Source organism: Streptomyces sp. NPDC007088 (assembly GCF_042869355.1).
Lineage (GTDB): Bacteria > Actinomycetota > Actinomycetes > Streptomycetales > Streptomycetaceae > Streptomyces.
Window position 1 is genome coordinate 228,231 of record NZ_JBIAFO010000002.1, and the last position, 13,824, is coordinate 242,054.

Genomic DNA, 13,824 nt, shown 5'->3' on the forward strand with positions numbered 1-13,824 from the left:
CGGGCCACGAGGCCATGAGCGGACAAGCCCGGGACAGACGGGCCCGGGACAGACGGGCCCGGGACAGACGGGCCATGGACGGACCGGCCCGGGACGGACGGCCTCCACGGGCCTGAAGGCCCCGCCCGCCGCCCCGCGAACACCGGTCCGGCGGGGGCGGGGCCGCGGGCTCACTCCGCGAAGGTGGTGGCGAGCGCCTCGGCCAGACCCGGCACGAGACCGGCGCCCGTGAGCACCTCCACGGCCGAGTCCTTCTCGCGCAGCCGCAGCGCCGACTCCCGGGTGCCGTCGCGCAGCACCGCGACCGTCATCCGGACCTCCTGACGCTCCGGGTGCTTGGCCACCCACTTGTTCAGGGCCGCCTCGTCGAGCCCCTCCGGCACGCTCGCCTCGGCGCCCGCGGGCAGCATCAGCCGCTCCACGGTCAGCGCGCAGCCGGCGACCGAACCCGGCCAGGCGATCGTGGCGAGGAACTCGTCGAGCGGGTTCCCGGCCGGGATCTCCTCCTGCTCGATCGGGGTGAGGGAACCGGCCGGCTGCTCGGAGTCGAGACCGAGACGGCGGGCCAGGGAGGGCTCCTCCTCCTGTAGACGTCCGGTGTCCACGAGGGCGAAGAGACGGGCGGGCTGATCCCAGCCCAGGCCACCGACGTACTCGTCGATCTCCAGTACGGCACGGGTGAGCGGGGTCGCGGCGGGCGGGGGGCTGGCGGGGGAATCTTGGGACATGGGCAATATCCTGCCTGGTTCAGGGCCCCGGACGGGAACTGAGTAAAGCTTCAGTAAGTTGCATGAGTGGGCCCTACGATCGCTGGGCCCGCACATTCACATCAAAAACACCGAACTTCGAGGTGCGCACCTTGGCTTTCCAGATGCCGGACCGCGGCGGAGGCCCGACGGGGCCACGGATCAGAGTGGGCCGTCCCTCCCGGCGTGTCCGCACCCTGCTCATGACACTGGGCGTGCTGGCCGTACTGGTCATGGCCTTCGTCATGTTCTCAGGGTTCTGGACGGACTGGCTCTGGTACCGCTCGGTCGACTACTCCTCCGTCTTCACCAAGACCCTCTGGACGAAGATCGGGCTGTTCTTCGTCTTCGGCCTGCTCATGGCGGCCGCCGTCGGCGTGAACATCTGGCTGGCGCACCGTCTGCGCCCGCCGCTGAGCGCCATGTCGATGGAGCAGCAGAACCTCGACCGGTACCGCATGGGCATCGCGCCCTACAAGAAGTGGCTCCTGTTCGGGATCGTCGCCCTCGTCGGCCTGATCTCGGGCGCCTCCGCGGCCGGACAGTGGCGCACCTGGCTCATGTGGGTCAACGGGCAGCCCTTCCACCAGACGGACCCGCAGTTCCACCTCGACGTGTCCTTCTACGCCTTCGACCTGCCCTGGTACCGCTTCCTGCTCGGCTTCGGCTTCGCCGCCGTCGTGCTGTGCGTGATCGCGAGCCTGCTCACGCACTACCTGTACGGCGGCCTGCGGATCACCAGCCCCGGGGCGCGCGCCACCAAGGCCGCCACGGGCCACCTGTCGGTGCTGCTCGGCGTCTTCGTCTCGCTCAAGGCGGTGGCCTACTGGCTGGACCGGTACGGGCTCGCGGTCAAGTCCAGCGACTTCAAGGCCACCGGCAACTGGACCGGTCTGCGGTACGTCGACGCCAACGCCTACCTGCCGGCCAAAACGATCCTCTTCTGCATCGCGGTCATCTGCGCGCTGCTCTTCTTCGCGACGCTGTGGCGGCGCACCTGGCAGCTGCCCGTCATCGGCTTCGGCCTCATGGTGCTCTCCGCGATCCTCATCGGCGGGCTGTACCCGGCCATCGTGCAGAAGTTCCAGGTCCAGCCCAACGAGCAGGCCAAGGAAGCCCCGTACGTCGAGAAGAACCTCAAGGCGACCCGCGAGGCGTACGGGATCGACGACACGAAGGTCAAGGAGTACCCGGGCAAGAGCGAGACGGACGACAAGGCCAAACTGCGCGCCGACGCCAACGAGGCGGCCAGTATCCGGCTCATCGACCCGAACGTGGTCTCCCCGACCTTCCAGCAGCTCCAGCAGATGAGGAACTACTACGCGTTCCCGTCCAACCTGGACGTCGACCGCTACAAGGACAAGGACGGCAACGACCAGGACACCGTCATCGGCCTGCGCGAGCTGGACCTGAACGGCATCCCGAAGAACAACTGGATCAACGACCACTTCCGCTACACCCACGGCTACGGGGTGGTCGCCGCCAAGGGCGACGACGCGGCCTCCGGCGGCAGCCCGGTGTTCACCGAGTCCGACCTGCCCTCCCAGGGCGAGCTGGGCAAGTACAACCAGCGCATCTACTACGGCGAGAAGACGACGCAGTACTCGATCGTCGGCGGTCCCCAGAAGGAGATCGACTACGCCAACGACGACGGCGAGAAGACGACGAGCTACCAGGGCAAGAGCGGCGTCAACCTCTCGAACCCGCTCAACCGCGCCGCCTACGCCGTGTCCTTCGGCGAGCCGCAGATCCTCTACTCCGGAGCCATCGGCGACGGTTCGCGCATCCTGTACAACCGCACCCCGAAGGACCGCGTCGAGGCCGTCGCGCCCTGGCTGACGATCGACGGCGACTCCTACCCGGCGGTCGTGGACGGCCACATCCAGTGGATCGTCGACGCCTACACGACCACCAACGGCTATCCGTACGCCTCGCGCACCACGCTCGGGGACACGACGGCCGACTCGCTCACCGCGGCCAACAACCAGCGGGCGGTGGTGGCCCAGCAGAATCAGGTCAACTACATCCGCAACTCGGTCAAGGCCACCGTCGACGCGTACACCGGCGAGGTCAAGCTCTACCAGTGGGACACGAAGGACCCGGTCCTCAAGACCTGGATGAAGGCCTTCCCGGACACGGTCGAGAAGCGCTCGACGATCAGCCCCGAGCTGATGGCCCACCTGCGCTACCCGCAGGACCTGTTCAAGGTCCAGCGCGAGCTGCTGACCCGCTACCACGTGAAGACCGCGCAGACCTTCCTGAGCGGCAGCGAGGTGTGGCAGGTCCCGGACGACCCGACCAACAAGTCGGGCAACGCGATCCCGCCGTACTACCTGAGCATGAAGATGCCGGACTCCAAGGAGCAGGACTTCTCGCTCACCACGACGTTCACGCCGAACGGCCGTGACAACCTGAGCGCCTTCATGGCGGTCAACGCCGAGGCCGGGACCCCCGACTACGGCAAGATCGACATCCTGAAGATGCCGTCCGCCGAGACCATCGACGGACCCAAACAGGTGCAGAGCAAGTTCAACTCCAACGAGACCATCGCCGAGAAGATCCGGCTGCTGCGTGGTGGTGACTCGGAAGTCGAGTACGGCAACCTGCTGACCGTCCCGCTCGACGGCGAGCTGCTGTACGCCGAACCGGTCTACGTACGCGGTGGCGGCCTCAAGTACCCGCTGCTCAAGCGGGTGCTGGTCACCTACGCCGGGAAGACGGCCTTCGAGGAGACGCTGGACAAGGCGCTCAACGTGGTCTTCGGCGCGGAGGACGAGACGCCGCCGGGCGACAGCGACGACACCACCAAGCCGCCGCCCGCCACCGGGAACAACAGTCTGCAAGGAGCCCTGGACGACGCCGAGAAGGCGTTCAAGGACGGCCAGTCCGCCCTGAAGGACGGCGACTGGGAGGCGTACGGCAAGGCGCAGAGCGCCCTGCAGGACGCCCTCCAGCGCGCCGCCGACGCCCAGGACGCCGCGAAGAAGAAGCAGGGCGACGACGGGAAGGCCGGCGACAAGCCGCGGGCCGGAGGGAGCGCCACCCCGAAGGACGCGGCCGCCGACGAGGGCTGAGCGGGCCCACCCCGCGCCGTGATACATTGTGATCACAACGGCGCGGGGTGGAGCAGCTCGGTAGCTCGCTGGGCTCATAACCCAGAGGTCGCAGGTTCAAATCCTGTCCCCGCTACTGATCGAAGAGGCCCGGGTCCCGAAAGGGACCCGGGCCTCTTCGTGTGCGCCGTGCCGTCGCGCACCCCCGCCCTCACGGCGTCGCTCATCCGGGGCGAACTGAGTACGGCTACTCACCCGTTCCGGGGGCAGCCTGATAGAGGCTGGAAGCGGCCGGCGGACGGCGGAATCGAGGAGATCCTCGGGTCTCCCGTGTGTCGGCTGTACCGGGCGGACCGGATCGGACAGCCTCCGGATGTGAAATGTGTTCGGTCCGGGGGTAGTTGAGCATGGCAAGTTTGATGTGTCTCTCTGTGGGCATGTCGATAAAACGCTGTAGAGACCTCATTTGACTGCCGGTTACGAGGTGTACCCGGGTTGCGGGTGGTGCGACGATGGACGTTATGGGGGACAAGGCGACTCTGCGTGAGTCCGGGAGGCGTGCGCGGTCCGGTGCGCACGACCTGAGTGCGGAGACGACCGGTGCACTCGCCGGCGCGCGCGCGGCCCGGGAATTCCACGCCGAGGCGCGGTCCGGCTCCGGGCGGCTGCCGCTCCAGCCCGGCCGGGGCACCCTGTCCGCCGTCCCCGGATACGTCGGCGTCGGCCCCGAGGACGCCCCGGCCCCGTCCGCTCCCCGCACCCCCGGGGGGACGGGCGCCGAGCCGGGCGCCGCCACCGAGGCCCGGCTGCGCGCCGCGGCCGAGGGGGACATCGCCGCGATGAGCGAGCTGGGCGCGATGCTGCTGCGCCGCGGAGAACTCGACGAGGCCGAACCGCACCTGCGCGCCGCCACCGGCGCGGGCGACCGGGCCGCCGCCAACAACCTCGGCGTCCTGCTGCACCAGCGCGGCTACCCCGAGGAAGCGGCCGGCTGGTGGCGGGTCGCCGCCGTCGCGGGCTCCGCGGCCGCCGCGCACGCCCTCGGCCGCCACCACCGTGAGCGCGGCGACGAACCGGCCGCCGACTACTGGCTGCGGCAGTCCGCGGAGCAGGGCCACGTGCTGGGCGCCTACGCCCTCGCCGACCTGCTGGAACACCGGGGCGAGCCCGAGGCCGAGCGCTGGATGCGCAGCGCAGCCGAGCGCGGCCACCGCGAGGCCGCCTACCGCACCGCCCGCATGCTGGAGCAGCGGGTGGCCGACGAGGCGCGCCGCGAGCGCGGTCCCGTCCTGCCTGGTCCGCGCCGCGCCGGCCGCGCGGCCGCGGCCCCGGCGCTGTCCATCCCCGGCCCGCGCGACGGCGCGGCCCCCCTGGCCGCCGCGCGGCGGCAGCCCGCCGAGCCCGCGAAGAGCGGCCCGCGGGCGGACGGGCTCACCCCCGCCCAGGAGGCCGAGCAGTGGTACCGGCAGGCGGCCGCGCGCGGACACCGCAAGGCGGCGCTGCACCTCGGCGCGATCCTGGAGCAGCGCGGTGAGCTGAAGGAGGCCGGGCGCTGGTACCTGACCTCCGCCAAGGACGGCGAGGCGCGGGCGGCCTGCGCCCTCGGCTTCCTGCTGCGTGACGCCGGAGACCAGGAGAGCGCCGCCGTGTGGTGGCTCAAGGCCGCCCAGGAGGGCGACGGCAACGCGGCCAACGCGCTCGGCGCCCTGCACGCGGAGCGTGAGGAGCCGCAGACCGCCGAGCGCTGGTACCGGGCCGCGATGGACGCGGGCGACGACAACGGCGCGTACAACCTCGCGCTGCTCTGCGCCGAGCAGGGCCGTACCGCCCAGGCCGAGCAGTGGTACCGCACCGCGGCCTACGCGGGGCACCGCGAGGCGGCGAACGCGCTGGCCGTCCTGCTGCTCCAGGCCGGGGACGCCGCCGGGGCGGAGCCCTGGTTCTCCAAGGCCGCCGAGGGCGGCAGCGTGGACGCCGCCTTCAACCTGGGCATCCTGCACAGCGGGCGGGGCGACGAGGAGGGCGCCCTGCGCTGGTACGAGCGCGCGGCGGCGGCCGGGCACACCGAAGCGGCCCTCCAGGTCGGCATGGCCCTGCTGCGCGAGGGCGACGAGCAGTCCGCCGAGCGGCACCTGCGCTGCGCGGCGGGCGGCGGCAGCGCGGAGGCCGCCTACCGGCTCGCCTCCGTACTGGACGCCAGACGCCCCCCGCAGGGCCCGCCGGTGCTCGGCGAGAGCGTCCTGAGCGAACGTGACGAGTGCGAGGAGTGGTACGAGCGCGCCGCCGACCAGGGGCACCGGCGCGCCCAGGTGCGGGCCGGGATGCTCGCCGCGGCGCGCGGCGACATAGTCCTCGCGGCGCGCAGATACCGGGAGGCGGCCGAGGCCGGGAGCAGCAACGGCGCCTTCAACCTCGGCCTCCTGCTGGCCAGGGAGGGCAGCGAGCCGGAGGCCGCCCTGTGGTGGCGGCGCGCGGCGGAGGCCGGTCACGGCCGCGCCGCACTGCGGCTCGCGCTGCTGTTCGCCCGCAGGGGCGAGCTGGTCGAGAGCCAGGAGTGGTGCGACAAGGCCGTGCAGGCGGGCCCGGCCGAGGTCGCCGAGCGCGCCGCCCGGCTGCGGGACGCGCTCCAGCAGGAACTGAGCGCCTGAGCGGCAGCACGCCCGAGCGGCGCGGGGCCCGGCCGGCACGGAGCCCTGTGCGGCACGGAGTCCCGTGCGCTGCGCGGACCGAGCGGTACACGGCCCCTGAGCGGCGCGGAGGGACGTGTAGGTTGAGCCGCTCCGTTAGCAGTGGGTACTGCTGAAACTACGGATTCCATGGTGCGTCAGCAGTGGGCCGATCGGCTGATCTTGAGCAATCGTGTGGCCCGCCGGGACGGACCGTTGGACTGAGGTCCGGTGCAACAAGCCGGAGAACTCTCCCCGCTCCCCGGCGGGTGTCGCCGAGCTCATCAGTCTCCTCATGCTCGGCGACACCCAGCGTTTGCGGTGGTCAGGCCCGGGAGCGGGTCGCGGTGATCACGACGGACGTGTAGGGCATGGTGGCGTGGCCGCCGAGTTTGTCGATCGCGGTCCCGGCGCTGTCCAGGACCTCCGCCATTTTGTCTGCGGGGAGTTGGGTGAGGCCGCCGAAAGTGGGGAGCTGGTCGAGCCACTCCTCTCGGGAGTAGGTGCGCTCCCAGGCGAAGCGCCACTGTTCCGGCTCGCTGAAGCTGCCGGTCTGCCGGATCCCGTCGGCGATCTTCGCGAACAGCGGCTGGTAGGCGTCCACGGACGAGCCCCTGAGCAGGCCGGGGTTGAACGGGGAATCGGGAGCGACTCGTTGGAGTGCTTCGGCGAGGGCGTCGATCACCTCGGCCGGGAGCTGGGGGACGTGGTGGAAGGGGGCGAGTCGGCCGCCGGGCCTGAGCACCTGGGCCGCCTTGGCCGCGCCGGCGACGGGGTCCACCCAGTGCCAGGCGGTTCCGGCGATGACCGCGTCGAACTGCCGCCCGGCCGGCTGCCAGTCCTCGAACCTGGCGACCTCGACCTCGATACGGCCGCGTTGCGCGAAGGTGGCCATCCGCTCGTCGGGCTCGACGGCGAGCACCGTGCAGCCGGCCGCCTGGAACTGCCGGGCCTCGATGCCGGTTCCGGCTCCGACGTCGAGGATGTGCCGGCCGGGGCTTGCCGCGACGATCCTGTCCACCAGGGCCTGGGGATACGGCGGTCGGGCGCGGTCGTAGCGTTCGGCGTCCACTCCGAACGACTCGGCTGTCTGCCGGTGGCGGTGGGGCTCGGGGCCGGACGTGTCCGGCTGTCCCTGCGATAAAGTGGGCATGCGCCCACACTAATGGGCGGTTGCCCACTCGTTAAGGCGGGGCGGCGCGGAAGGGGAGATGATGCCGTCAGGGGTGCACATCCACAACGTGCGCGGCCAGTTGTTCGAAGCCGCCGAGCGTGTCCTGCTTCGGGACGGGCCCGACGCGTTGACCAGCCGGGCGATCACGGAGGAGGCGAACTGCGCGAAGGGGGTGCTGCACCGGCACTTCACCGACTTCGACGCTTTCCTGGCGGAACTGGTCCTCGATCGCGTCCGCGGCATCGAGGACCGGACCACGACTCTGCGCGCGGCCGTCGGGACCGGGAGCGTGGTGGACAACCTCACAGACGCGCTGCGGGACCTGTTCGGTCCGGTCACGGTGGCGATCGTCGCGCTCATCACCTTCCGCGACGGCCTCCGCGCCCGGCTGCGCGAGGCCGGTCTGACCGGCATCCCACTCGCCATGCAGGGCACTGCCATGATCGCCGCATACCTCACCGCCGAGCGGGAGTGGGGGCGTCTGGCCGGTGACGCCGACATCGACACGCTCGCCCCCACCCTCGTCGGGGCCGGGCACCTGCTGTTCGCCGACCGGACAAGCGCCCCACCGCAGCCCGACGCCGTCCGCAAGATGGTGACCACCGTCATCGCCGGCGCCTTGCGACCACCCCAGTCGTAGGCCGGGCCGCTGGTCAGGTGACGGAGGATTGCGCTGCGTCCAAGAGGCTGAGCAGGTGCTCTGCTTCGTGGATGAGAGCGGTGCCCGCGGGAGTGGCTGCGAGGGGGCTGGTCCGTTCGATCAACGGAACGCCCGCGGCCTTTTCCAGGGCATGCAGCTGATGCGTGAGCGTCGCCGGTAGCGTTCCGAGGCTTCTGGCGGCCGCGCAGAGGTTCCGTTGGCCGGGCAGTCGGACCAGGCGTCTGAGGCGTTCGGCGCAGTCGCGGACGTTGCTGACGGCTGCCATCGACGCGGACAGGGCCGGTGCGCCCGGCAGGAGCGCGAACGGGTTGCTGGTGGCGCTGTTCGGGCGGATCTCAATGCCCCACTTCTTGGCCGGCAGGTTGAGGCGGTGTGATGCTTATGGCCCTTCGCCGGCCTGACCCGCCGCCACGGCACGGACCCGTCGAAATTGCCCCGGCGCAGCTGGCTGAACTCCACGCTGCGTACCGAGTCGTCCTCGTACCGGATCGAAGCCCTCGCGGACTCCTGACTGCCGGCCCTCACGCTTGTACGCTTGGTGACCATGAGCCGACCGTAGGAAACCGCCCAGGACCAAGAGGCCGGATGACCGAGAAGTTCCCGGGACTGACCACCACCGGCCACAGGTGCCGCTAACGCGACCCGGAAGATTGCCAGCCGACTGCTGGAGATCGACCGACACTGCTGACGCGGACCCGGAACCTATCAGGACGCGAGAGAACCGATTTGCATGTGCGGCGCCCGGCCCCGTACAGTCGAGACATCGACGCGGGGTGGAGCAGCTCGGTAGCTCGCTGGGCTCATAACCCAGAGGTCGCAGGTTCAAATCCTGTCCCCGCTACTGAAGACCGAAGGCCCGGATTCCTCAAGGAATCCGGGCCTTCGGTGTATGCCGCCGGTACGGCTCCTGGGGCCGCCCCGCGCGCGGCGCGGGGCGGGGGTCAGGTGCCCGCGCAGTCCGGGCACAGGCCCCGGTAGGTGATCTCGACGTCGGAGACGGTGTAGCCGAAGCGTTCCGCCACCGGCAAGTCGGACAGCGGGTTCCCGGAGGGGCGGACGTCCTTGATCGCCCCGCAGCGCGCGCACACGAGGTGCTGGTGCGGGTGGTGGGCGTTGGGGTCGTAGCGCTTGGCCCGGTGGTCGGTCGCGACCTCCAGGATCTCGCCGAGCGAGACCATCTCACCGAGCGTGTTGTAGACCGTGGCCCGGGAGATCTCCGGCAGTCGCTCGACGGCGCGCGCGTGCACCTCGTCGGCGGTCAGGTGCATGTGGTCCCCGTCGAGGACCTCGGCCACGACGCGTCGCTGCGCAGTCATCCGCCAACCGCGTCCACGCAGACGTTCCAAAAGGTCGCTCATGTCCTCAAGCCTAACAGTCAGGGGCACTAGACCCGAACGTGTGTGAGGTTGGATGGTCGCTTGACTTAGACAATGTCCATTGTAGGATCGGGCTTGTCGCTCGCCAAGGGGAAGTCGTCAGGTCACACACCGGCGGCCGGGCGCGGCGGCTTCTTACTTCAGGGCCACTTTTCGCACCAGGGGCCGGGAACGACGCAGGAGGCGCACGTGACGCAGGGACCGCTCACCACGGAGGCCGGGGCTCCGGTCGCCGACAACCAGAACAGCGAGACCGCGGGCGTCGGCGGCCCGGTTCTGGTGCAGGACCAGGCGCTGCTGGAGAAGCTCGCCCACTTCAACCGCGAGCGCATCCCGGAGCGCGTCGTGCACGCCCGCGGCGCCGGCGCCTACGGGACCTTCACGCTGACCCGCGACGTCAGCCAGTGGACCCGCGCCAGGTTCCTCTCCGAGGTCGGCAAGCAGACCGAGACCTTCCTGCGCTTCTCCACCGTGGCCGGCAACCTCGGCGCGGCCGACGCCGTGCGCGACCCGCGCGGCTTCGCGCTGAAGTTCTACACCGAGGACGGCAACTACGACCTCGTCGGGAACAACACCCCGGTGTTCTTCGTCAAGGACGCCATCAAGTTCCCCGACTTCATCCACACCCAGAAGCGCGACCCGTACACCGGCTCCCAGGAGGCGGACAACGTCTGGGACTTCTGGGGCCTCTCGCCCGAGTCCACGCATCAGGTGACCTGGCTGTTCGGCGACCGCGGCATCCCCGCCTCGTACCGCCACATGAACGGCTACGGCTCGCACACCTACCAGTGGAACAACGCCGCCGGCGAGGTCTTCTGGGTCAAGTACCATTTCAAGACCGACCAGGGCATCAAGACGCTGACGACCTCCGAGGCCGCCGAGACCTCCGGCCTCGACCCCGACTCGCACCAGCGCGACCTGCGCGAGGCCATCGAGCGCGGCGACTTCCCGTCCTGGACCGTGCAGGTGCAGATCATGCCGGAGGCCGAGGCGGCCACGTACCGCTTCAACCCCTTCGACCTGACCAAGGTGTGGCCGCACGAGGACTACCCGCCGATCGAGATCGGCAAGCTGGAGCTGAACCGCAACCCGGAGAACATCTTCGCCGAGGTAGAGCAGTCCATCTTCAGCCCCGCCCACTTCGTGCCCGGCATCGGCCCGTCCCCCGACAAGATGCTCCAGGGACGGCTGTTCGCCTACGGCGACGCGCACCGCTACCGCGTCGGCATCAACGCCGACCACCTGCCGGTCAACCGTCCGCACGCCACGGAGGCGCGTACCAACAGCCGGGACGGCTACCTCTACGACGGCCGCCACAAGGGCACCAAGAACTACGAGCCCAACAGCTTCGGCGGCGCGGTCGAGACCGGGCAGCCGCTGTGGCAGCCCACCCCGGTGTCCGGGACGACCGGCAACCACGTGGCGCCCTCGCACGCCGAGGACAACGACTTCGTGCAGGCCGGCAACCTCTACCGGCTCCTGCCGGAGGACGCGAAGGAGCGCCTGATCGAGAACCTGGCGCAGAACATCTCGGGCGTCACCCGCGAGGACATCGCCGTGCGGGCCGTCAACAACTTCCGTCAGGCCGACCCCGACTTCGGCAAGCGGCTGGAGGCCGCGGTCCAGGCCCTTCGCGGCTGACCCCTCCGCTCACCGAACGCCGGACGCCCGGCCCCCGCAGCAGGGGGCCGGGCGTTCCGGCGTCCTCGGGGCGCGCGATTCAGTACCGCTGGTTCAGGTAGCTCAGCAACTCGTCGTGGAGCAGCCCGTTGGAGGCCGCCGCGTTGCCGCCGTGCACCCCGGCTCGTCCGTCCAGACCGGTGAAACTGCCGCCCGCCTCGGTCACCACGATCGCGTTGGCCGCCATGTCCCACAGCGACAGCTCGGGCTCCGCGCAGATGTCCACCGAACCCTCCGCGACCATCATGTACGGCCAGAAGTCGCCGTAGCCCCGGGTGCGCCACACCGCGCGGCTCAGGTCCAGCAGGCCGCCCAGCCGCCCCTGTTCCTCCCAGCCCGTCAGTGAGGAGTACGCGAAGGAGGCGTCGGCCATCCGGGACACCCCGGAGACCTTCAGGCGGCTCGCCGAGGTCAGGCTGCGGCCGGTGAAGGCGCCGTGGCCCTTCGCCGCCCACCAGCGCCGTTGCAGGGCCGGCGCGGAGACCACGCCGACCACCGGCTGCCAGGTGCCTTGCTCGCCGTCCTGGCCCGGCACGACCTCCATGAGCGAGATGAGGGTGGCCCACACCGGCACCCCGCGCACGTAGTTCTTCGTCCCGTCGATCGGGTCGATCACCCAGCGGCGCGGACCGGTACCGCGCAGCCCGTACTCCTCGCCGAGGATCGCGTCCCGGGGCCGGGCGCGCTGGAGGTGGCTGCGGATCAGTTCCTCGGCGCCCTTGTCGGCCTCGCTCACCGGCGTCATGTCCGGTTTCGTCTCGACCTTGAGGTCCAGGGCCTTGAACCGCTCCATCGTCGTCGCGTCGGCCGCGTCGGCCAGCACATGGGCAAGACGCAGATCATCGTGATAGTCGGCCATGGCGGAACAGTATCGATCCGCTTCGTCCCCGGGCCAGCGGGCGCGGCGCGCGCCGGGCCGCGGCCGGCGGGTGGGCGGGGCCCGCCCGCCGGGGACCGCGTCCGGGGGGCGCCCTCAGCGCTTCAGGAACTCCAGGAGGTCCTTGCCGAACCTCTCCTTGTCCCCGGGGACGAGCGCGATGCCGTGCGAGCCGCCCTCGTAGACCTTCAGCTCGGCGCCCGGCACGAGCTTCGCGGTCTTGCGGCCGGTCGCGTCGACCGGGACGATCTGGTCGTCGTCGCCGTGCACCACGAGGGTGGGGACGTCGAACCTCCTGAGATCCTCGTGGAAGTCGGTGGCCGCGAAGGCGTCCACACAGGCCACTCCGCCCTGGATCGTCTCCTCCATCGCCATGTACCAGAAGGCGTCCTTGTTGCCCTGGGTGACCTTGTTGCCCTCACGGTTCGCGGAGAAGAACCCGACCGCGGTGTCCTTCCAGAACTGGGAGCGCTCGGCGAGGATGCCCTTCTTGATGTCGTCGAACACGCTCTGCGGCACGCCCTCGGGGTTGTCCGGCCCCTGGAGCATGAGCGGGGTGATCGCCGACAGCAGGACGACGGACCTGACGCGGTCCGTGCCGTGCCGGCCGATGTAGCGGGCGAGTTCGCCGCCCCCCATCGAGTGCGCGACGAGCGTGACGTCCCGCAGGTCGAGCCGGGTGAGGAGGTCGTCGAGATCGTCGGCGAAGGTGTCGAAGTCGTAGCCGTCCCACACCGGGGTGGAACGGCCGTGGCCGCGCCGGTCGTGGGCGATACCGCGGAAACCGGCGTCCGCCACGGCCTTGAGCTGGTCCTGCCAGGCGTCCCCGTTCAGCGGCCAGCCGTGGATGAAGACGACCGGGCGTCCCTCGCCCCAGTCCTTGTAGAAGATCTCTACACCGTCGCGCGTGGTCACGATGGGCATACGTGTTCCTCTCGTGCGCCCCTGAGAGGCAGCGGGAGGGCGGACGGCGCACAGCGCACCCGTCCACCGGCGTTATGACCATTAGGGCATACGGGGAATTCCGCGGCGACCGGTCGGGGCGGGCGAGGAGGGCGGAGAGCGGGAACACGGCTCGTCCCTGTCCGACGCGGCCCACCCCTTCGCCCCGGGGGGCGGGTCACCCGTTCAGTGCGCCGACCCCGAGAGCTGGAGGCCGATGACCCCGGCGATGACGAGGGAGATCGAGACGATCTTCAGGACCGACACCATGTCGCCGAGGAAGGCCATGCCGTAGATCGCCGTCCCCGCCGCGCCGATCCCGGTCCACACCGCGTAGGCCGGGCCGATGTCGAGCTTCCTGAGCGCCAGCGTCAGCAGGCCGAAGCTGCCGAGGGCGAAGGAGGCGAAGGCGATCGTCGGCCAGATCCGGGTGAACCCGTGCGACAGCTTCAGGCAGACCGCGAAGCCCGTCTCCAGCAGCCCGGCCACGATGACCAGCAGCCACGCCATATGTGTTGCCTCCCCTTGCGTCCCGCGTGTCTCCCGCGTCCCGGGCCGTGGCGCGTGCCACCACCCCGCGCCCGGTGCGCCCGTGACGGGCCGTCGGCCGGGGGCCTGCCGCGATTATGCCTTTACCTTTTCTTTGGCG

11 protein-coding genes and 2 tRNA genes are annotated in these 13,824 nt (G+C 70.6%); 6 read left to right on the forward strand and 7 right to left on the reverse strand.

Annotated elements, in window-relative coordinates; translation table 11 throughout:
* Positions 1-170 precede the first annotated feature (170 nt).
* Entirely contained in the window at positions 171-728 is a 558-nt protein-coding gene (locus tag ACFYMP_RS04115; protein ID WP_388850154.1) for a PPA1309 family protein, read from the reverse strand.
* Between the two features lie 143 nt (positions 729-871).
* Between ACFYMP_RS04115 and ACFYMP_RS04120 the strand changes: the two genes are divergently transcribed.
* The 3 genes from ACFYMP_RS04120 (at position 872) to ACFYMP_RS04130 (ending at position 6,447) form a co-directional block, all read left to right on the forward strand.
* On the forward strand, positions 872-3,820 hold the full coding sequence (locus ACFYMP_RS04120) for a UPF0182 family protein (RefSeq protein ID WP_388850989.1): 2,949 nt from the start codon (positions 872-874) through the stop codon (positions 3,818-3,820).
* 41 nt (positions 3,821-3,861) lie between these two features.
* A tRNA-Met gene (locus ACFYMP_RS04125) sits at positions 3,862-3,935 on the forward strand.
* Between the two features lie 376 nt (positions 3,936-4,311).
* A complete protein-coding gene (locus ACFYMP_RS04130) occupies positions 4,312-6,447 on the forward strand; it encodes a tetratricopeptide repeat protein (protein WP_388850156.1) in 2,136 nt (711 codons plus the stop codon).
* Between the two features lie 343 nt (positions 6,448-6,790).
* Here ACFYMP_RS04130 and ACFYMP_RS04135 read toward each other — a convergent pair whose 3' ends face one another.
* Positions 6,791-7,618 carry a class I SAM-dependent methyltransferase gene (locus tag ACFYMP_RS04135; RefSeq protein WP_388850159.1) on the reverse strand — a complete coding sequence of 276 codons (828 nt, stop codon included), beginning with the start codon at positions 7,616-7,618 and terminating at the stop codon, positions 6,791-6,793.
* 61 nt (positions 7,619-7,679) lie between these two features.
* On the opposite strand from ACFYMP_RS04135, the gene ACFYMP_RS04140 reads away from it, so the two are divergent.
* Complete coding sequence (locus ACFYMP_RS04140) at positions 7,680-8,279, forward strand: TetR family transcriptional regulator (protein ID WP_388850162.1); 600 nt, start codon at positions 7,680-7,682, stop codon at positions 8,277-8,279.
* 13 nt (positions 8,280-8,292) lie between these two features.
* On the opposite strand, the gene ACFYMP_RS04145 is transcribed toward ACFYMP_RS04140, so the two are convergent.
* The gene (locus ACFYMP_RS04145) at positions 8,293-8,565 is read right to left on the reverse strand and encodes a LysR family transcriptional regulator (RefSeq protein WP_388850165.1); all 273 of its coding nucleotides are present in this window, start codon (positions 8,563-8,565) and stop codon (positions 8,293-8,295) included.
* A 502-nt stretch (positions 8,566-9,067) separates the two neighbouring features.
* On the opposite strand from ACFYMP_RS04145, the gene ACFYMP_RS04150 reads away from it, so the two are divergent.
* Positions 9,068-9,141: transfer RNA gene (locus tag ACFYMP_RS04150), tRNA-Met, on the forward strand.
* Positions 9,142-9,241: 100 nt separating this feature from the next.
* Here the strand turns inward: ACFYMP_RS04150 and ACFYMP_RS04155 are convergent.
* Positions 9,242-9,658 carry a Fur family transcriptional regulator gene (locus tag ACFYMP_RS04155; protein WP_388850168.1) on the reverse strand — a complete coding sequence of 139 codons (417 nt, stop codon included), beginning with the start codon at positions 9,656-9,658 and terminating at the stop codon, positions 9,242-9,244.
* Between the two features lie 207 nt (positions 9,659-9,865).
* On the opposite strand from ACFYMP_RS04155, the gene ACFYMP_RS04160 reads away from it, so the two are divergent.
* Positions 9,866-11,317, forward strand: coding sequence for a catalase (locus ACFYMP_RS04160; RefSeq protein ID WP_388850171.1), 1,452 nt, complete (start codon positions 9,866-9,868; stop codon positions 11,315-11,317).
* Between the two features lie 79 nt (positions 11,318-11,396).
* Here ACFYMP_RS04160 and hisN read toward each other — a convergent pair whose 3' ends face one another.
* From hisN to ACFYMP_RS04175, 3 genes are all read right to left on the reverse strand, one after another.
* Positions 11,397-12,215: a histidinol-phosphatase gene (gene hisN / locus ACFYMP_RS04165; RefSeq protein ID WP_388850174.1), complete on the reverse strand. Its 819-nt coding sequence runs from the start codon at positions 12,213-12,215 to the stop codon at positions 11,397-11,399.
* Positions 12,216-12,329: 114 nt separating this feature from the next.
* Complete coding sequence (locus ACFYMP_RS04170; RefSeq protein WP_388850177.1) at positions 12,330-13,157, reverse strand: alpha/beta fold hydrolase; 828 nt, start codon at positions 13,155-13,157, stop codon at positions 12,330-12,332.
* A gap of 204 nt (positions 13,158-13,361) precedes the next feature.
* Complete coding sequence (locus ACFYMP_RS04175; RefSeq protein WP_388850180.1) at positions 13,362-13,685, reverse strand: DMT family transporter; 324 nt, start codon at positions 13,683-13,685, stop codon at positions 13,362-13,364.
* Between the last annotated feature and the right edge of the window lie 139 nt (positions 13,686-13,824).

Excerpts from the sequence above, each read along its gene's own strand:
- ACFYMP_RS04115 (WP_388850154.1), bottom strand. The coding sequence starts at position 728 with ATGTCCCAAGATTCCCCCGCCAGCCCCCCGCCCGCCGCGACCCCGCTC.
- ACFYMP_RS04120 (WP_388850989.1), top strand. The coding sequence starts at position 872 with ATGCCGGACCGCGGCGGAGGCCCGACGGGGCCACGGATCAGAGTGGGC.
- ACFYMP_RS04130 (WP_388850156.1), top strand. The coding sequence starts at position 4,312 with ATGGACGTTATGGGGGACAAGGCGACTCTGCGTGAGTCCGGGAGGCGT.
- ACFYMP_RS04135 (WP_388850159.1), bottom strand. The coding sequence starts at position 7,618 with ATGCCCACTTTATCGCAGGGACAGCCGGACACGTCCGGCCCCGAGCCC.
- ACFYMP_RS04140 (WP_388850162.1), top strand. The coding sequence starts at position 7,680 with ATGCCGTCAGGGGTGCACATCCACAACGTGCGCGGCCAGTTGTTCGAA.
- ACFYMP_RS04145 (WP_388850165.1), bottom strand. The coding sequence starts at position 8,565 with ATGGCAGCCGTCAGCAACGTCCGCGACTGCGCCGAACGCCTCAGACGC.
- ACFYMP_RS04155 (WP_388850168.1), bottom strand. The coding sequence starts at position 9,658 with ATGAGCGACCTTTTGGAACGTCTGCGTGGACGCGGTTGGCGGATGACT.
- hisN (WP_388850174.1), bottom strand. The coding sequence starts at position 12,215 with ATGGCCGACTATCACGATGATCTGCGTCTTGCCCATGTGCTGGCCGAC.
- ACFYMP_RS04170 (WP_388850177.1), bottom strand. The coding sequence starts at position 13,157 with ATGCCCATCGTGACCACGCGCGACGGTGTAGAGATCTTCTACAAGGAC.
- ACFYMP_RS04175 (WP_388850180.1), bottom strand. The coding sequence starts at position 13,685 with ATGGCGTGGCTGCTGGTCATCGTGGCCGGGCTGCTGGAGACGGGCTTC.